This window comes from Brevundimonas pondensis (assembly GCF_017487345.1).
GTDB classification, from domain to species: domain Bacteria; phylum Pseudomonadota; class Alphaproteobacteria; order Caulobacterales; family Caulobacteraceae; genus Brevundimonas; species Brevundimonas pondensis.
Genome location: NZ_CP062006.1, coordinates 170,225 through 185,355 on the forward strand (window position 1 = coordinate 170,225; position 15,131 = coordinate 185,355).

The following is a 15,131-nucleotide window of genomic DNA, read 5'->3' on the forward strand; positions in this document are numbered from 1 at the left end:
TGCAACAGCCTAGGTTTTGGGCGTGAGCAAGGCGGTGGAGGCGGTTTCGATCCGGCTTTCCAGTTCGGCCATGAACTCGGCGCGCTTCAGACCCGCCGGAATGGGCGGCAGGAACTCGAAGACGACCACGCCCGGGTAGCGCTTGAAACCGTGCGCCGGCCAGTGGGCGCCGGAATTAGTGGCGATAGGCCAGCAGGGCGCGTTCACGTCGCGATAGATCGCGGCCACACCCGGCTTGTAGTCGGCGGGCTCTCCCGGCGTCGTGCGGGTGCCCTCCGGGAAGATCAGGATCTGGCGATCGTCGGCCAGACGGGCGCGGGTCTGGCGCACCATGTCCTTCAGCGCCTTGGAGTGGGCCGAGCGATCGACGGCGATCATCTTTGTCTTCCAGGCGAACCAGCCGAAGAAGGGCAGGGGCATCAGCTCCTTTTTCAGGACGAAGCAAGGGTCGTCGAGGATGGCGAAAGGCGCCACCACGTCCAGCATGCCCTGGTGCTTGGCGGCGATCAGAGCGGCGCCGGTCGGCCGGTGCTCCAATCCGCGAAACTCGACGCGAACGCCGGCGATCCAGCGCAGCCCGAACAGGACGAAGCGCGCCCACAGCTTGATGACCCCCATGGCCGCGCGGTGCGGCATCAGCAGCGCCGGCGACAGGCCGACGGCGAAGATCACCATCGACAGATAGAGCCATAGGGTGAAGATCAGCGAGCGCAGCACAGTCATTCTCGGGCCTTGGGTTCGCCTTGGGCGACGGCGTCGTCGGCGGCGGGACGTTCAGGATGATTGCCCGTCAGGCGATGCATCCCCTCGCGGCCCAGCACGGCCAGGTATTTCATGTATTCCAACGTCATGCGCCGGGCTGTGACAGCGGCGCGCCACCAGCGCGAGTTGTCCAGCGATGGCGTCGAGACGGCGTAGGGTGTCAAGCGGACCCCCGGCGCGGCGCCGCGGATCTCCAGCAGGCTGCGCGGCATATGGTAGTCGGACGTGACGACGATCAGATCGTCATAGCCCTTGGCCCGCGCCCAGGCGGCGATCTCCTGGGCGTTGCCGACGGTGTTCTCGGCCTCGAAGCCCAGATCGACGCAGCAGTTGAACAGCTTGGTCGAGCCCGGGGTCAGGGCGCGCAGTTCCTTGCGACGCACGTCGCGATTGACGCCAGAGATCAGCACCCGGCGGCCCTTGTCCTGCTCCAGCAGGCGAATGGCCGCGTTGACGCGCTCGGCCGAGGGGCCGGTCAGGGCGACGATGGCGTCGGCGCGCGCCGGTTCGGGCGCCGGCGTCAGGCCACGCACGCGCTCGGCGAAGGCGAACAGCCCCACCAGCCACATCAGCGCCACCACGGCGATCAGCGTCAGGAACTTCATGATGCTTAACTAGCCACGACCGCCCAGCTTCGCCAGCGCCGTGAAGCGGGCGGCCAACATGGCGACGCCGAAGGCCAGGATCGGACAGGCGATCAGAACGGCCAGATCGCTGAAGGCCAGGGGCAGGGCTGGAGTCAGTCCGCCCTCGCCGCCGATCAGCCGCAGCAGGCCCAGCATCAAAGCAGCCACGCCCGCCCCCATGGCCCCTGCCTGGGCCGCCAGCCTGCCGAAGCGGCGCTGGAACAGGCCCGCGACATAGCCGTCCGAGGCCCCGTTCAGGCTCAGGGTCTCGATCACCGAGGCCTGGGCCGCCATGCCGGCGCGGGTGGCGTAGGCGATGACCGCCGCCGTCGCGGCCGCGATCAGCAGGAAGGCGGCGCCTGCCAGGGCCGTGATGACCCCGGCCGAGCGCTCGACCTCGCCGCGCCACAGGCTGTGGTCGTCGACAGACGCGTCCAGTCCGGCCTCGGCCAGGGCGCGGCTGAGCGTGGGGGCGCTGGCCGGGTTGTTCGGGTCCAGCCGCACCGTGACCAGATAGGGCAGGGGCAGGTCGGGCAGGGCGGCCTCGCCGACCCAGGGTCGCAGCAGGCGCTCCGCCGCCTTGCGGTCCATGGCCTCGGCCTCGGCCACGCCCTTGACCCCGGCCAGGGTCTCGGCGGCGCGGGCGGCGGCGGTGGGGCCGGTCTCGTCCACGCGCGGGCGCACCTGGACCGTGGCCTCGGCCCGCAGCTGACGCGCCCAGCCGTGCGCGGCCCGGTCGGCGGCCAGGGCCCCGACGGCGGTGATGGAGGCGAGGAAGCATAGGACGGCGACCACCACCATCAGCCAGCGCTCGCCGCCCGCCTCGCGCGACAGCAGGCCGGGGCCGGGTCGGAACAGGGCGCGGATCATGCGGCCTCCCCCGCCGGAGCGGCTTGGCTCAGATGGCCGTTCTCCAGATGCAGGACGGCGGCGCCGACCCGCTGGGCCAGAGCTTCGTCGTGGCTGGCGATCAGGACGGTGGCGCCCAGCTTGTTCAGCGACTGGAACAGCCGCATCAGCTTCTCGCCCATGGGGCGGTCGACGCTGCCGGTCGGTTCGTCGGCCAGGATCAGGCGGGGACGGGTGATGACGGCGCGGGCGATGGCCAGGCGCTGTTTCTCGCCGCCGGATAGGGCGGGGGGCAGGGCGTCCATGCGGTCGCCCAGGCCGACCCAGCGCAGCATCTCGGCCACGTCGGCGGCATGGTCCGCGCGCTTGCCGCCCGCCAGGGTCAGGGGCAGGGCGGCGTTGTCAAAGGCCGATAGGTGGTCCAGCAGGCGGAAATCCTGAAACACCACCCCCATCCGCCGTCTGAAGGCAGGCACGCCGCCGCGCGGCAAGTCGGTGACCTCGCGTCCGAACAGGCTGATTCGCCCCGTCTGCGGCCGTTCGGCCAAGGTTAGCAGCCGCAAAAGCGACGATTTGCCCGCGCCGGAGGGTCCGGTAAGGAAGTGGAAAGAGCCCTGCGGCAGACTAAGGTTAACGTCGCGCAGGACGTCGGGCCTGTCCGCATAGCCGAAACCCACGCCCCGCAGGCGGACGGTGTCGGGCGCGGAATCAGGGTCGGCGGCGCGTCGGGTCGAGTTTGGCATCAGGTTTCGTATTGGACCGGGGCGTTGCGGGCGCCTCGACAGGAGGGGGCGTCGAGCCTCGCAGTCAGCTGACATGATACTGACCTGCCCCGCCTGCGCCACCAGCTATTTTGTGTCCGATGAGGCGATCGGTCCGAACGGACGCCGCGTGCGCTGCAAGTCCTGTGGCCATGACTGGCGCGCGACCCTGGAGGACGAGCCCCTGGAGCTGTCCGCCGCCGAGGAGCCTGCCGTTGAACACGCCGGCTTCGGCAAGCGCGACGAGACGCCCGACAGCCTGGCCGAAACGCCCGCCCCCGAACTGCCGCGCGCCTTCCGGGCCAAGGCGGAACAGCAACGCAAGATGCGCCGTGCCGCGGCCCAGGGCGCGGCCTGGGCGGTTTTGACGGTTGTTGTCGTTTCGCTGGTGGCAGCGGCCTTCGTCTTCCGTCTTCAGATCGTCCAGGCCTGGCCCCGGGCGGCGGCGATCTACAACCTGGTCAGGGCGCCGGTGAATCTGGCCGGTCTCGAATTCGAAGCCGTGGGCGCCAGGACCGCCTCGCATGACCCTGGCAAGGTCGTGGTTTCAGGTGCGCTGCGCAATATCCGCGACAATGAGGTTGTGGCGCCGCCCGTGCGCGTGGCCCTTCTCAATGCGGCAGGGGACGAACTGGCGCACCGGGTCGTGCGTTTGGAAACCGCGCCGGTCCTGCCCGGCAAGGTCCAGGGCTTCGCTGTCGTCATTCCTGATCCGGAACGCAAGGCGTCCGGCGTCGGCGTTGACTTCGTCATGGAGCCGAAGAAGACCGCCCATGCCGCCCCGATCCCCGCGCCGCGCATTGAGCAGGCTGCCGCCCGCCCCGCGCGTCGCGCCCCTCCGCCCGCCCCGGAAGAAGGTCTGCGTCGCGCCACGGCCTATGATCTGACGCCTGTGGACGCCCAGCCTCTCGACAGCAGCCCCGCCTAGGGTCTATCCGCCGGGCATGGCTGATCACGACCCGACGCCCGCCCCGACTGTTCTTCTGCCGCAAGCCGAGATCGAGGCGATCGTCGCCGACCTCGCGCGGCGCATCGCCCCCGTCATCGACGACGAGACGGTGGCCGCTGTCCTGCTGACCGGCGGGCTGTGGTTCGGGGCCGACCTGACCCGCGCCCTGTCGCGCGAAGGCCGCCACGTCCGTTTCGACGCCCTATGGCTGGCCTCCTATGGCGACGAGAAGACCAGTCGCGGCAAGATCGACGTCTATGCGCCCTATCAGCGGCCCATCGCGGGCAAGCGGGTGCTGATCCTGGACGACGTCTTCGACACCGGCCTGTCGCTGGCCGAGGCCGTTCGCATCACGAAGGAAGCCGGAGCGTCGGAAGTCCTGACCTGCGTCTTCGCCCGCAAGCCCTGGCCCGAGGCGCGCGCGCCCGAACCCGACTTCGTCGGCTGGGAGGCCCCCAACCGCTTCCTCGTCGGCTACGGCCTGGACCACAGGGGCGGGATGCGCGGCCTGCCGGACATCTGCGCGCTGGACTGAGGCCTAGAGCCAGTCCGCCATCGGCTCGCGCGCGAACATCTGCTCATAGGTCGGGCGTGGGCGGATGACCGCGCTGCGCTCACCGTCGACCAGAACCTCGGCGGCCAGGGGGCGGGTGTTGTACTCCCCGCTCATGACGGCCCCATAGGCGCCCGCGCTCATGAAGACCACCAGATCGCCCGCCTCGAGCGGCGGCAGGTCGCGGTCGCGGGCGAAGGTGTCGCCGGTCTCGCAGACGGGGCCGACCACGTCGTAGGGGCGCATCTCGCCTGCGCGCGGCCGCACGGGCTTCAGGTCGTGGAAGGCGTCATAGAGGGCGGGACGCATCAGGTCGTTCATCGCCGCGTCGAGCACCAGGAAGCGGCGGCCGTCGGTGCGCTCATTGACCTGAATGACCCGGCTCAACAGCACGCCGGCGTTGGCGGCCATCAGCCGGCCCGGCTCGAAGGCCGCCTCGACGTTCAGACCGTCCAGCACCCGCGCGGCCATGGCCACATAGTCGACGGGCGAGGCGGTTTCCGCGTCGCCGTAATAGGGCACGCCCAGGCCGCCGCCGAGGTCGAGGCGGGTGACGCTGTAGCCGTCGGCGCGCAGGGTTTCGGTCATCTGGCGCAGGACGCGGAAGGCGTTTTCCAGCGGCGTCAGGTCGGTGATCTGGCTGCCGATGTGGCAAGCCAGGCCCACGGGCGTGACGTGCGGCGAGGCGGAGGCGCGGGCGTAGAGGGACAGGGCCTCCTCGACCGGCACGCCGAACTTGTCGCCCGCGCCGCCGGTGGTGATCTTGGCGTGGCCGCCGGCGCCGATCTTGGGATTGACGCGGATGGCGATGGCCGGGGAAACCGACTTCTCGGCCGCCACGAGGATCAGCCGCTCCAGCTCCGCCGAGGACTCGACGTTGATCTGACGCACGCCGACGTCGATGGCGAAGGCCAGTTCGGCGTCGGTCTTGCCCACGCCGGAGAAGATGATGCGCTCGCCCGGGACGCCCGCCGCTAGCGCCCGACGGATCTCGCCCTCGGACACGGTGTCGGCGCCGCAGCCCATCTGCGCCAGGGTCGCCAGCACCGACAGGTTGGAGTTGGCCTTGACCGCGAAGGCGATCAGAGCCTCGCCGAGCGCGTCCTTGTGGGCGTCGCAGGCGTCGCGCAGCAGACCATAGTGACGACGCAGGGTGGCCGAGGAATAGACATAGGTCGGGGTGCCGACCTCCGCCGCCAGCGTCTCCAGCGAGACGCCCTCGGCGTGCAGGACGCCGTCCTTCAGGTCGAAATAATGCACCGGCGGGGAGTCCAGTCTGGAGGAAGAAGGCCGATCAGAGCGGCGGCGTGCGGCCGAACGGGTCCGAGGCGCCGCTGTCGATGGGGTTCTGGCTGTTCGGGCGGTTCACGGTCGCCGGCTCAGGCAGGGATTTGGCGTTCCGGTCGCGCGGCGCGCGCTCGGTCTGGACGGCGCCGGGCGCTTCCAGATCGGCCATGCGGCCGCAGCCCGAGAGAAGGAGGGCGGCGGCGCCCGCGAGGATCAGGGTCTTTTTCACAGGCGGCTTCTCCAGTCGGCGATGCGGGCGCGGACCTGTTCCGGCGCCGTGCCGCCGAAGCTCTGGCGGCTGGCGCAGGAGGCTTCGGGCGTCAGGACTTCATACACGCCTTCGGTGATCCGGCCATCCAGAGCCTGCAGCTCGGTCAGCGGCAATTCGCCCAGACCGACGCCGAGCGCCTCGGCCCGCTTCACGGCGGCGCCGGTGACGTGGTGCGCCTGGCGGAAGGGCAGGTTCAGCTCGCGCACCAGCCAGTCGGCCAGATCGGTGGCGGTCGAGAAGCCGGCCCCGGCGGCGGCGGCCATGCGCGGCGTGTTGGGGATGATGGCGGCGACCATGGCGGTCATGGCCGTCAGGGCCAGATCGAGGGCGTCGAAGGCCTCGAACACCGGCGGCTTGTCCTCCTGCATGTCCTTGGAATAGGCCAGGGGCAGGCCCTTCATCACCGTGGTCAGGGCGATCAGGGCGCCGTTGATGCGGCCCGTCTTGGCGCGCACCAGCTCGGCGGCGTCGGGGTTGCGCTTCTGCGGCATGATCGACGAGCCGGTGGTCAGGTCATCGGGCAGGGAGGCGAAGCCGAACATCGGCGTCATCCAGACCACGATCTCCTCGGCCAGACGCGACAGGTGGCCCGCCGCGATCGAGGCGGCGGCCAGGCTTTCCAGGGCGAAGTCGCGGTCGGACACGGCGTCCAGCGAATTGGCCATCGGACGGTCGAAGCCGAGCGCCTTGGCGGTCATGTGGCGGTCGATGGGGAAGGGCGAGCCGGCCAGGGCCGCGGCGCCCAGCGGGTTCTCGTTCATCCGGGTGCGGGCGTCGGCAAAGCGGCTGGCGTCGCGGCCGAACATCTCGACATAGGCCATCAGGTGGTGGCCGAAGGTCACCGGCTGGGCCGTCTGCAGGTGAGTGAAGCCGGGCATCAGGTCGCCCGCGTGCTGCTCGGCGCGGTCCAGCAGGGCGGCTTGCAGCGCCTTCAGCTGCGCCACGGTGCGGTCGCAGGCGTCGCGCACCCACAGGCGGAAGTCCGTCGCCACCTGGTCGTTGCGGCTGCGCGCCGTGTGCAGACGCCCCGACGGCTCGCCGATCAGCTCGGACAGGCGGGCCTCGACGTTCATGTGGATGTCTTCATAGGCGTCACGGAAGGGGAAGGTCCCGCCCCTGATCTCGCCCTCGATGGCGTCCAGCCCGCCCAGGATGGCCTCGGCGTCGGCCTGCTGGATGATGCCCTGCTGGGCCAGCATGCGGCAATGCGCCCGCGACCCGGCCAGATCCTGCGCCCACAGGCGTTTGTCGACGCCGATGGAGACGTTGATGGCCTGCATGATGTCGGCGGGCTTGGCGCTGAAGCGTCCGCCCCATAGAGACTGACCCTGAGGGGTGTTGGAAGGCGTGTCGGACATGAGCGGCTCTAAACGGACTTTGGCGGGCGTGGCGACGGCGGTGCTGCTGATCGGCGTGATCGGCGGCGCGGCGATGCTATACGCCAATCGCGACGGCGGGGGCAAAGAGTCCGCGCCTTCGTCGCTGGCGGTTTACGCCAAGGGCTCGCTGTCCAAGCTGCTGACGCCCGCCCCCACGCTCGCGCCCGACTACGTCTTCAAGGACGCCGAGGGCCGCGATGTCCGTTTCAGCGCCTTCAAGGGCAAGGTGGCGGTGGTCAACCTGTGGGCCACCTGGTGCGCGCCCTGCAAGATCGAGATGCCGACTCTGGCGGCGCTGGCCGAGCACTACAAGGGCCGCGACGACGTGGCCGTGGTGACCATCAGCATGGACGTGGACAAGGCCGTGCCCGAGGCCCGCGCCTTCATCGCCGACCACCCGCCTCTGGCCTATTACGCCGATCCGAAATTCCAGCTGCCGTTCGAGTTTCCCGGCAAGGGGGCCATGCCCCAGACGATCCTGCTGGATCGTCAGGGCAATGTCCGCGCGGTCCTGACCGGCGAGGCCGATTGGGCGAGCGATGAGGCCAAGGCTCTGGTTGAGGCCTTGCTGGCCGAACGGTGACGACCGTCAGACGTCCGCTGCGCCTACGCCGCGCCCGCCGCCCGGCACCGGAGCCACGTCCAGCAGCTTCAGTCGGAAGACCAGGACGGCGTTGCCGGGGATCAGCGGCGGTCCGCCCGCCTCGCCATAGCCCAGCTCAGGCGGGACGTAGAGCAGCCATTCGTCGCCGGGCTTCATCAGTTGCAGGGCTTCGGTCCAGCCGGGTACGACCTGTTCGGGGCTGAAGACAGCGGGGGCGCCGCGCTTGAACGAGCTGTCGAAGACGGTGCCGTCGGTCAGGCTGCCTTCATAGTCGACGCGCGCCAGATCGTTGCGGTCGGGATGAACCCCGCCCGCCGGGCCGCTGGCGACCACCTTGTACTGCAGGCCTGACGGCAGGGTCTGGACTCCCTCCGCCGTGGCATTGGTCTTCATGAAGGCGGCGGCGGCCTCGGCGTTCTTCGCCAGATCCGCGCCTGACACGGCGGGCTGGCGGTTACAGGCGCTCACAGCCAGCAGGGCGGCGGCGGAGACCGCGATCAGTGCGGGCCCAAAGGGGCGTTCAGCCCATGCGAAGTTCATAGCCGCGTTCCTTAAGCGCTTCGCCGATTTCCTCGGCATGACGGGCGTCGCGGGTCTCGACCATGATGTCGAACTCCGCTCCCTTGGCCGGCACGTCCAGCGCCAGCCGGTTATGCACGACATCGATGATGTTGCCGCCCAGGCCGCCGATCACGGCGGCCATGGCCGACAGCATGCCGGGGCGGTCGTCGCCCAGGATGCGATAGACGATCAGGCGCTTCTCGCGAACCATTTCGCGGTTCAGCACCACCGCCAGCATGCGGGCGTCGATATTGCCGCCGGTCAGCTCGACGCCGACCTTCATGCCCTTGAAGCGTTCCGGGTTGGCCAGGATGGCGGCCAGACCGCCGGCCCCGGCGCCCTCGGCCACCGTCTTCTCCAAGGTCGCCAGCAGGGCCACGCCCTTCTCGAAGTCGGCTTCCTCGCAGACGAAGACCTCGTCGATCAGGCCGTCGGCCAGGGCGAAGGGGATTTCGCCCACGGCCTTGATGGCGATGCCCTCGGCGATGGTCTGGCCGCTGCACCTGGCCGGCTCGCCGCGACGACGGGCGGTGAAGGAGGGATAACGGGCCGCCTCGACGCCATAGATCTTGATGTCGGGCTTCATCGCCTTGGCGGCGATGGCGCTGCCGGCGATCAGCCCGCCGCCGCCAATGGGGATGATCAGGGCGTCCAGATCGGGCGCGTCCTCGACGAATTCTAGGCCGCAGACGCCTTGGCCTGCGACAATCCCCTCGTCGTCGAAGGCCGAGACGAAGACATAGCCGTGCTCGGCCTGAAGGCGCTTGGCCTCCTCGGTCGAGCCGGAGAAATCGAGGCCGTGGATGACGACATTGGCGCCGTGGGCGCGCGTGCCGTCCACTTTCACGAAGGGGGTGCCCTCGGGCATGACGATGGTCACGGGCACGCCCAGACGGCCGCCGTGATAGGCCAGGGCCTGGGCGTGGTTGCCCGCCGAGGCGGCGACGACGCCGCGCTTCATTTCATCCGGCGTCAGCTGCAGCAGCCGGTTCAGGGCGCCGCGCTCCTTGAAGCTGCCGGTGAAGTGCAGGTTGTCGAACTTGATCCAGATTTCCGCGCCGGTCAGTTGCGACAGGCGGCGGGAATAGCGGACAGGCGTGCGGTCGACCTGGCCGGCGATGCGTGACTGCGCCGCGCGGATGTCGTCGATGGTGACGGTCATGAAGCCCCTGAACTCGTTTCTCGGCCGGTCTCTGCGCCCGGTCTCCGGCGCTCTTGTGGCGCAGGCCGCGACGCCGGGCAACCTTGACTCGCCGCGTCATAGGGGGTCATGCCGGTGACGCTTGAAACGCGTTCCGGGAGCAGCCTCCATGTCGATCCGTCGCCCTTCCTTCGCCCTCGCCGCCATTGTTGCGGCCGGATTGGCCCTTGGCGCCTGCGCCACCACTCCGATGGGGGGCGTGACCGGCGGCGACTCGACCGAGTTCAGCGCAGACGCCTTCGCCTGGTCGACCCGCGCGGGCCAGGCCTCGATCGAGGGGCGTGTCGCCTTCGTCCAGGACGGAAAGAGCTTTCATTGCGTCGGCAATGTCGGCCTGATCCCCGATACCGGCTACACCCGCGCCCGGATGCAGCGTCTCTATGGCTCGACCGAGCGCGCGGCTGTGCCCGCTGCCGTGGTGCGCGCCCGCTCGGCCGGTGAACAGGGCGCCGACTACCGTTCCTTTGAACGCGCCCAGGCCTGCGCCAATGACGCCTTCCGTTTCACCGGCCTGCCCGACGGCAGCTGGTTCCTGATCTCGCCGGTCAAGGCCGGGGACGACATCATGGTGGTGATGAAGCGCGTCCAGACGCGCGGCGGGCGGATGATCAGCGTCACCCTCGGAAGTTGAACCGACCAGGGGATCGGCGTTCGCCATCCTTTGGCCTTATCGGAACGCACTTTTGAACTGATCCATTCCTGGACAGTCGGGGAGCGCGTTCTTGTCCCAGCATAATATCATCGGCTCCGAAGCCTTCAGCCAACGCCCGTTCGTGATCATTCGCGGGGTCAAGACCGGCGGCATCCGTCGCCGCAGGACCGGCTCGGCCCTAGCCTATGTCGTCGTCGCCGTTCTTGCCCTTTCCGCAGGCGCGGCCGCCGCAGCCTTTGCGCTGGGGCCGATCCTGGTCGGCCAGACAGCTCCGGCCGAGAAGGTTGGCGCGCCCGCTGCTGGTGTTCAGACAACGGGCCCGGCGCCGGTTACGCCCGCCACCTAGGTCTGGCGACGTCGTTCGCATGACTGCGACGCGTTAATGCAATCTCCTTGCTCGTCATTGTCGGGTCGGGCGAGAAACGCGCATGACTGTCTCGATGATGAAATGTAAATGACCTGTGCCAGGGTCTGCCAATATACAAGTCTTGGTCAGAATTTCTGAAGCGCCCGCGTCTGTCCGGATAAGGGCGTGAGACTGTATCATTTGATTATTTCATCGATACTCGAAGCCTCAGGCCGCTTCGCATGTCGATCGAACAGGACCCTGAGACGTCGGTCGCCACCACCGCCCTAGCGGGATCGACGCTTCATCGGGCGGGCCGGGACGGGCGCGCAGGCGCCTTGTTCAACAGGCGCTTCGGCGCGACGACCTCACTGCGGAATTGCACGCCCCCCAGCGTTCCGCCCGACCGGAGTCGCCGCCGAAGCGCAGGCCTGCCGTCATGGCTGTGCTCTGTGAGAAAAGGCTGGAGCGGCCGGCGGGAATCGAACCCGCGACATTCAGCTTGGGAAGCGGCGTATTCGCTTAACCGATCAAGGCGCTGCTGGAAAAACGCCCCTTTGAGGCGCTTAGCGATTTCAAACGGTTAACTGGTGCCAGAAAAATCTGAAGCCGTGCCGCCTCGCTCTCCAACTTGTCGGCTGGCGCGCCGCCGTAGTGGTCGATCGTCTATGATGCAGGCCGGGCTGGAGCGGCGGCGGGGCGTCCAGCTGCAATGACCCCCAAGACTGTCGGCGGCCTGATCGAGGGCGGCGTCCGCGTCACCCGATCATGTCAGTGGTGCAGGGACTTCGGGGAGGTGGACCTTCAGCGCATCGCGCGTGAGAGGGGGGTGGGCTACCCCATGCTCGACCACCTGCCGCTCTGCACAAACGGCGACTGTAAGGGGATGATCCGCTTTCAGGCTCACCGGGGCATGCGGGCCGAATGGCTGATGACCCCGGAAGGCCAGGCGAAGTTTCAGACCCACAGCGACTGGCTGTTCCAGACCAAGACCATCGAAACGCGGAGAAGTGCCCTGAAACAGCGCAGGGCAGCGGCGACTCAGATAGACGGTCGAACATGACCCCCGACGAACTGACCGCCGCCATTGACGCTATGGCCGCCGCTGCAGGCGACAATCCCGACCTACTGCCCGGGCTGATCGAGGCCAACAGCACCGACTGGTGCGAGACGCTCTATCAGATTGAACGAACCGCCAAGACGCTCGACAAGGGCATCCGGCATCGCGGCGTGAAGGTCGTGGTTTCATCCCTGTTCGAAACGAAGGTGCTGACCCGCGCCGAGGCGGGCGACCGAGGCTCGCCGTATCGCGATCTGACATCCAAGATCTAAAATCGAGACGCCCCCGCCGGCTTAGGGACGACGGGGGCGCTTAGTCCCCTCCCAGGGACTACACAGACAGCAAAGCGGCCAGCCCTGCCTGTCTGCAAGCGTTCAACAACGCGGCACCGGTTTGGTTCCAAATGCAAGAAAGCCCGCCCCGGCGAACCGGAGCGGGCCTGAATAGCGGAGCCTGAGGGCTCGACGCTGGAAGGGGGTCGTTCAGACCGATACCCCTAGCCCGGCCAGAGTTTAGCCCACCACGGCCGCTCTATTCGCCTGACCGCCGCCGCATCCCGCGCCTCGCAGGACGTCACGATCTCCACCACGTCCGCCGTGCGTCCGTTGGCGCGGGCGAGTTGACCGGTCTGCTCGATCCCAAACACCTGCCAGTCGGCCTCGACGGCGTCGGCCGGCGGCAGGGCGGCGGACGGAACAGGCTCAGTCCACCCGCTTGGGATCAGCGAGGAGCAGCCGACAGTCGGTCCCAGCACCTGGGTTGATCCGGCACACGCCGCGGCGAGCGGCGAGAGTAGCAGCAGAGCGATCAGGGGCCTGACGGACATCGGCGGTTCCTTCCTGGACGGCGTTGGTGATCTGGTCGTTTCGGGTGTCGGCGCGGTCGCGTACGGCGCTGGCGTCCTGAGCGGCGCCGGTGCGCGCTTCAGCGAAGGTCTGGCCCGCTTCGGCCTTGCGGGCTTCGTGGCGGGCGCTGCGCATGGTGAAGACGGCCATGGCGAGGCTCAGAATGACGCCCAGGACCAACAGGCCGAAGATGACCTTGGCAGACGTGTCGAAGGCCTTGAGGGTCGCGATCACAGGATCAGCCCCTTGCCCTGGCGGTCTGGAGCTTGTTACAGAGTTCGCGGTCGGGTAAACTATCGGGCATGACAACATCTCCTGATGAGCGGTTTGGACGGCTGGTCGCAGTTGCGCAGGTGGTTGGCGAGAAGTGGCGCTATCGCTGCGATTGTGGTTCGGACTTCGTCGCGTTCCGGCGCAACGTTGAGCGCGGTCTGACGAAGAGCTGCGGATGCCTTCGACGTGAGGTTTCCAAGGCGAAGAACCTTACGCACGGCCACACGTCCGGAGGGCGCACCTCACCGACGTTGAAAGCATGGAGCCATGCGAAGGCGCGCTGCTACAGCACAGCCGACAAGTCGTATCCCGACTATGGCGGTCGAGGCATCGGTATGTGCGAGCGCTGGAGGGATGACTTCTCAGCCTTCCTCGCCGATATGGGCGAGTGCCCCAAAGGAATGACGATCGACAGGATCGACACGAATGGGGACTACGAGCCGGAAAACTGCCGGTGGGCAGACCGCAAGGCCCAGAACCGCAACAAGCGCAATGTCCACATGGTCGAAGTGGATGGCGGCCTGATCAGCTTGCCCGAGGCCGCCGAAAATGCGGGGCTAGACTATCAAGCGACCTATCACCTGATAGTCCGCAGGCAGCACACGTTCGCCCAAGCGGCTGCGGTGATCCGCTCTAGAGGATGATCTTCTTCGCAAGTGCCGTCCTTTCGATGCGGTCGGCTGCACCGTTCGGCTGCTTGTCGCTCTTTGGATTGCCTCGGTTGATTCCGTTGCCGATGGCTGTCCCCTCATCGCGGTCAGCGTAGGCATTGAGGCCTTTCTGATCCCAGTACATACAGGCCGTCAGGATGCCGATCGACGGCACTGCCATCAGGTCTGGACGGGTCTCAAAGTCGATTCCACACTTTCGGCCGTAGAAGCGCGCGTTGCTGCGGCCCGTCAGTTGGATAGGCCCGCGGCCCTTGTATCGCCGCCCGTCGCCCGGTTGGGTGTTGCCGAGATCCGCACGGCCCTCATAGGCGGCGCCGCTGGCGATCTCCTCCATGTAGCGGAAGCCCCCGCTCTCATGGCTGCACTGGCCCATGAAGTGCGCCAGGCGAAGGCCGGTATCGAGAATGCCGTAGGTCCGGAAGTGGACGTTGGCGGCAAGGCCCAGTTCGGCCGCGATGGCAGGCGCGGCGCCCATCTTCGCGAACAGGGCTGTCAGGGTTCCGGCGCCGATGATGCCGTCAACGGGCACGCGCAGGTTCGCTTGCAGTCGACGTTCGTCGAGCATGGTGTTCTCCAGTTCAGATTGTGGGGGAGGTCGGCCGCTGCTGCTGGACAACCGCGTAGCGCGGCGGAATACTAACGTTCTTTAGATGGAGGCAGGACGTGGCGAGAAGGCCAAGTAGACGCACTGGTCGGACATTGGAGATTGTCCTGACCCTGTTGTGCTTGGCCCTCTTCGGCGTCTTGGGGTGGATCGCCTTCGGCAGTTAGCCGCCGCTCTCGCTCGATTGGTTGCGCCCGAAGTAGAAGCCCAGGATCAGCAGCATCCCGTCCTTGAACATGGACGCCACCAGCATGACGGCGTCGGCGTAGCGCTCGGCGACCATGTCCCCCAACCAGGCGATCACCGGCAGGAAAAGCAGGTTCCCGGCGAGGAAGCCCAGAGCGAGGATCGTCGTGGTGCGCGGCAGGTTGATCACCTGCGGCCACCAGCGGGGCGGTTTGCGGCTCATGACGGCGTCCCCCTGCGGCGTTGACGTGGCGGCGACGGCAGTTCCAGCGCCTTGCTCGCGCGATCCGTCACGATGTTCGAAAGGGACCGTTGCAGACCGCTGACGTCCCGGCTGATGTGACTGATGTCGCCCTGGGCCGTGTCCATCTGCACGGTCAGCTTGGTCACGGCGTCACGAATGCCCTGCAGCGCGGAGCCGTCGCGTTCCAGCGTCGTCACCCGCTGCGACAACCGTCCCAGCATGAAGGCGAAGACTGCGACCTGAACGAACAGACCGGCGCACAGGCTCGCAAGAGCGAGCCAGATAGATGGCGTCATGCGCCCCCTCCGATTTTAGGATGTAGTTGAGAACCTGGCTGGAACCGGGTTCGTCAGAGGATGGTCACGCGGCCCGCGAGGCCGTTGCGAAGGCCTCGGTAGACCTGCGGCCGCTCGATGGTCCGGAAAGAATGCGAAACTTGAGCTTGGG

General features: G+C 67.9%; 22 protein-coding genes. 8 read left to right on the plus strand and 14 right to left on the minus strand.

The features are described 5' to 3' along the window. Nucleotides 1–9: 9 nt before the first annotated feature. From IFE19_RS00865 to IFE19_RS00880, 4 genes are read right to left on the minus strand one after another with little or no spacing between them, the layout of a single operon-like run. Nucleotides 10–723, minus strand: coding sequence for a lysophospholipid acyltransferase family protein (locus tag IFE19_RS00865; RefSeq protein ID WP_207824871.1), 714 nt, complete (start codon nucleotides 721–723; stop codon nucleotides 10–12). Continuing rightward, nucleotides 720–1,367, minus strand: a complete 648-nt coding sequence (locus IFE19_RS00870) for a YdcF family protein (protein WP_207824875.1) — start codon at nucleotides 1,365–1,367, stop codon at nucleotides 720–722. Before IFE19_RS00870 ends, IFE19_RS00865 begins: the two co-directional genes overlap by 4 nt. A 9-nt stretch (nucleotides 1,368–1,376) precedes the next feature. Continuing rightward, nucleotides 1,377–2,258 (minus strand): cell division protein FtsX, encoded by an 882-nt coding sequence (locus tag IFE19_RS00875; RefSeq protein ID WP_207824876.1) that lies wholly within the window; start codon nucleotides 2,256–2,258, stop codon nucleotides 1,377–1,379. Continuing rightward, nucleotides 2,255–2,980 (minus strand): cell division ATP-binding protein FtsE, encoded by a 726-nt coding sequence (locus IFE19_RS00880; RefSeq protein ID WP_207824879.1) that lies wholly within the window; start codon nucleotides 2,978–2,980, stop codon nucleotides 2,255–2,257. Before IFE19_RS00880 ends, IFE19_RS00875 begins: the two co-directional genes overlap by 4 nt. A gap of 73 nt (nucleotides 2,981–3,053) precedes the next feature. Between IFE19_RS00880 and IFE19_RS00885 the strand changes: the two genes are divergently transcribed. Further along, nucleotides 3,054–3,926: a DUF3426 domain-containing protein gene (locus IFE19_RS00885; protein WP_207824880.1), complete on the plus strand. Its 873-nt coding sequence runs from the start codon at nucleotides 3,054–3,056 to the stop codon at nucleotides 3,924–3,926. A 16-nt stretch (nucleotides 3,927–3,942) separates the two neighbouring features. Then, entirely contained in the window at nucleotides 3,943–4,482 is a 540-nt protein-coding gene (locus tag IFE19_RS00890; RefSeq protein WP_207824882.1) for a phosphoribosyltransferase, read from the plus strand. A 3-nt stretch (nucleotides 4,483–4,485) separates the two neighbouring features. On the opposite strand, the gene lysA is transcribed toward IFE19_RS00890, so the two are convergent. The 3 genes from lysA to argH are packed head-to-tail and all read right to left on the minus strand — an operon-like array spanning nucleotide 4,486 to nucleotide 7,416. Beyond that, on the minus strand, nucleotides 4,486–5,760 hold the full coding sequence (gene lysA, locus IFE19_RS00895) for a diaminopimelate decarboxylase (protein WP_207824885.1): 1,275 nt from the start codon (nucleotides 5,758–5,760) through the stop codon (nucleotides 4,486–4,488). A 34-nt stretch (nucleotides 5,761–5,794) separates the two neighbouring features. Then, nucleotides 5,795–6,016 carry an LPS translocon maturation chaperone LptM gene (gene lptM, locus IFE19_RS00900; RefSeq protein WP_207824887.1) on the minus strand — a complete coding sequence of 74 codons (222 nt, stop codon included), beginning with the start codon at nucleotides 6,014–6,016 and terminating at the stop codon, nucleotides 5,795–5,797. Then, nucleotides 6,013–7,416: an argininosuccinate lyase gene (gene argH / locus IFE19_RS00905; protein WP_207824889.1), complete on the minus strand. Its 1,404-nt coding sequence runs from the start codon at nucleotides 7,414–7,416 to the stop codon at nucleotides 6,013–6,015. Before argH ends, lptM begins: the two co-directional genes overlap by 4 nt. Here argH and IFE19_RS00910 point away from each other — a divergent pair. Continuing rightward, nucleotides 7,415–8,020: a TlpA family protein disulfide reductase gene (locus tag IFE19_RS00910; protein WP_207824891.1), complete on the plus strand. Its 606-nt coding sequence runs from the start codon at nucleotides 7,415–7,417 to the stop codon at nucleotides 8,018–8,020. The two genes, argH and IFE19_RS00910, sit on opposite strands and share 2 nt — an antisense overlap. A gap of 6 nt (nucleotides 8,021–8,026) precedes the next feature. Here IFE19_RS00910 and IFE19_RS00915 read toward each other — a convergent pair whose 3' ends face one another. Then, nucleotides 8,027–8,581 carry an FKBP-type peptidyl-prolyl cis-trans isomerase gene (locus IFE19_RS00915; protein ID WP_207824893.1) on the minus strand — a complete coding sequence of 185 codons (555 nt, stop codon included), beginning with the start codon at nucleotides 8,579–8,581 and terminating at the stop codon, nucleotides 8,027–8,029. Continuing rightward, on the minus strand, nucleotides 8,562–9,764 hold the full coding sequence (locus IFE19_RS00920) for a threonine ammonia-lyase (RefSeq protein WP_207824895.1): 1,203 nt from the start codon (nucleotides 9,762–9,764) through the stop codon (nucleotides 8,562–8,564). The genes IFE19_RS00915 and IFE19_RS00920 overlap by 20 nt, the downstream gene beginning before the upstream one ends. 148 nt (nucleotides 9,765–9,912) lie before the next feature. Between IFE19_RS00920 and IFE19_RS00925 the strand changes: the two genes are divergently transcribed. The 4 genes from IFE19_RS00925 to IFE19_RS00940 all read left to right on the plus strand — a co-directional run bounded on the left by IFE19_RS00925 (nucleotide 9,913) and on the right by IFE19_RS00940 (nucleotide 12,133). Next, complete coding sequence (locus IFE19_RS00925; RefSeq protein ID WP_207824897.1) at nucleotides 9,913–10,434, plus strand: hypothetical protein; 522 nt, start codon at nucleotides 9,913–9,915, stop codon at nucleotides 10,432–10,434. A gap of 91 nt (nucleotides 10,435–10,525) precedes the next feature. Beyond that, complete coding sequence (locus IFE19_RS00930; RefSeq protein ID WP_207824900.1) at nucleotides 10,526–10,801, plus strand: hypothetical protein; 276 nt, start codon at nucleotides 10,526–10,528, stop codon at nucleotides 10,799–10,801. A gap of 712 nt (nucleotides 10,802–11,513) precedes the next feature. Continuing rightward, entirely contained in the window at nucleotides 11,514–11,864 is a 351-nt protein-coding gene (locus IFE19_RS00935) for a hypothetical protein (protein ID WP_207824902.1), read from the plus strand. Then, nucleotides 11,861–12,133 carry a hypothetical protein gene (locus IFE19_RS00940; protein WP_207824903.1) on the plus strand — a complete coding sequence of 91 codons (273 nt, stop codon included), beginning with the start codon at nucleotides 11,861–11,863 and terminating at the stop codon, nucleotides 12,131–12,133. The genes IFE19_RS00935 and IFE19_RS00940 overlap by 4 nt, the downstream gene beginning before the upstream one ends. 224 nt (nucleotides 12,134–12,357) lie before the next feature. On the opposite strand, the gene IFE19_RS00945 is transcribed toward IFE19_RS00940, so the two are convergent. Next, nucleotides 12,358–12,615: a hypothetical protein gene (locus tag IFE19_RS00945; protein WP_207824688.1), complete on the minus strand. Its 258-nt coding sequence runs from the start codon at nucleotides 12,613–12,615 to the stop codon at nucleotides 12,358–12,360. Further along, a complete protein-coding gene (locus IFE19_RS00950; protein WP_207824904.1) occupies nucleotides 12,563–12,940 on the minus strand; it encodes a hypothetical protein in 378 nt (125 codons plus the stop codon). The genes IFE19_RS00945 and IFE19_RS00950 overlap by 53 nt, the downstream gene beginning before the upstream one ends. Nucleotides 12,941–13,008: 68 nt before the next feature. Here IFE19_RS00950 and IFE19_RS00955 point away from each other — a divergent pair, with 68 nt between their 5' ends. Further along, complete coding sequence (locus IFE19_RS00955) at nucleotides 13,009–13,623, plus strand: hypothetical protein (RefSeq protein ID WP_207824906.1); 615 nt, start codon at nucleotides 13,009–13,011, stop codon at nucleotides 13,621–13,623. On the opposite strand, the gene IFE19_RS00960 is transcribed toward IFE19_RS00955, so the two are convergent. The 3 genes from IFE19_RS00960 to IFE19_RS00970 all read right to left on the minus strand — a co-directional run bounded on the left by IFE19_RS00960 (nucleotide 13,613) and on the right by IFE19_RS00970 (nucleotide 14,980). After that, complete coding sequence (locus IFE19_RS00960; protein WP_207824907.1) at nucleotides 13,613–14,215, minus strand: glycoside hydrolase family 19 protein; 603 nt, start codon at nucleotides 14,213–14,215, stop codon at nucleotides 13,613–13,615. The two genes, IFE19_RS00955 and IFE19_RS00960, sit on opposite strands and share 11 nt — an antisense overlap. 202 nt (nucleotides 14,216–14,417) lie before the next feature. Beyond that, complete coding sequence (locus IFE19_RS00965; protein WP_207824909.1) at nucleotides 14,418–14,663, minus strand: hypothetical protein; 246 nt, start codon at nucleotides 14,661–14,663, stop codon at nucleotides 14,418–14,420. Further along, nucleotides 14,660–14,980: a hypothetical protein gene (locus IFE19_RS00970; protein WP_207824912.1), complete on the minus strand. Its 321-nt coding sequence runs from the start codon at nucleotides 14,978–14,980 to the stop codon at nucleotides 14,660–14,662. The genes IFE19_RS00965 and IFE19_RS00970 overlap by 4 nt, the downstream gene beginning before the upstream one ends. Nucleotides 14,981–15,131 lie beyond the last annotated feature (151 nt).

What these genes read in the sequence shown, in the direction of transcription:
- IFE19_RS00960 (WP_207824907.1), bottom strand. Translation starts at nt 14,215, where the DNA reads ATGCTCGACGAACGTCGACTGCAAGCGAACCTGCGCGTGCCCGTTGAC.
- IFE19_RS00885 (WP_207824880.1), top strand. Translation starts at nt 3,054, where the DNA reads ATGATACTGACCTGCCCCGCCTGCGCCACCAGCTATTTTGTGTCCGAT.
- IFE19_RS00925 (WP_207824897.1), top strand. Translation starts at nt 9,913, where the DNA reads ATGTCGATCCGTCGCCCTTCCTTCGCCCTCGCCGCCATTGTTGCGGCC.
- IFE19_RS00910 (WP_207824891.1), top strand. Translation starts at nt 7,415, where the DNA reads ATGAGCGGCTCTAAACGGACTTTGGCGGGCGTGGCGACGGCGGTGCTG.
- IFE19_RS00965 (WP_207824909.1), bottom strand. Translation starts at nt 14,663, where the DNA reads ATGAGCCGCAAACCGCCCCGCTGGTGGCCGCAGGTGATCAACCTGCCG.
- IFE19_RS00955 (WP_207824906.1), top strand. Translation starts at nt 13,009, where the DNA reads ATGACAACATCTCCTGATGAGCGGTTTGGACGGCTGGTCGCAGTTGCG.
- argH (WP_207824889.1), bottom strand. Translation starts at nt 7,416, where the DNA reads ATGTCCGACACGCCTTCCAACACCCCTCAGGGTCAGTCTCTATGGGGC.
- IFE19_RS00880 (WP_207824879.1), bottom strand. Translation starts at nt 2,980, where the DNA reads ATGCCAAACTCGACCCGACGCGCCGCCGACCCTGATTCCGCGCCCGAC.
- IFE19_RS00875 (WP_207824876.1), bottom strand. Translation starts at nt 2,258, where the DNA reads ATGATCCGCGCCCTGTTCCGACCCGGCCCCGGCCTGCTGTCGCGCGAG.
- IFE19_RS00865 (WP_207824871.1), bottom strand. Translation starts at nt 723, where the DNA reads ATGACTGTGCTGCGCTCGCTGATCTTCACCCTATGGCTCTATCTGTCG.
- IFE19_RS00870 (WP_207824875.1), bottom strand. Translation starts at nt 1,367, where the DNA reads ATGAAGTTCCTGACGCTGATCGCCGTGGTGGCGCTGATGTGGCTGGTG.
- IFE19_RS00940 (WP_207824903.1), top strand. Translation starts at nt 11,861, where the DNA reads ATGACCCCCGACGAACTGACCGCCGCCATTGACGCTATGGCCGCCGCT.
- IFE19_RS00970 (WP_207824912.1), bottom strand. Translation starts at nt 14,980, where the DNA reads ATGACGCCATCTATCTGGCTCGCTCTTGCGAGCCTGTGCGCCGGTCTG.
- IFE19_RS00890 (WP_207824882.1), top strand. Translation starts at nt 3,943, where the DNA reads ATGGCTGATCACGACCCGACGCCCGCCCCGACTGTTCTTCTGCCGCAA.
- IFE19_RS00915 (WP_207824893.1), bottom strand. Translation starts at nt 8,581, where the DNA reads ATGAACTTCGCATGGGCTGAACGCCCCTTTGGGCCCGCACTGATCGCG.
- IFE19_RS00920 (WP_207824895.1), bottom strand. Translation starts at nt 9,764, where the DNA reads ATGACCGTCACCATCGACGACATCCGCGCGGCGCAGTCACGCATCGCC.
- IFE19_RS00935 (WP_207824902.1), top strand. Translation starts at nt 11,514, where the DNA reads ATGACCCCCAAGACTGTCGGCGGCCTGATCGAGGGCGGCGTCCGCGTC.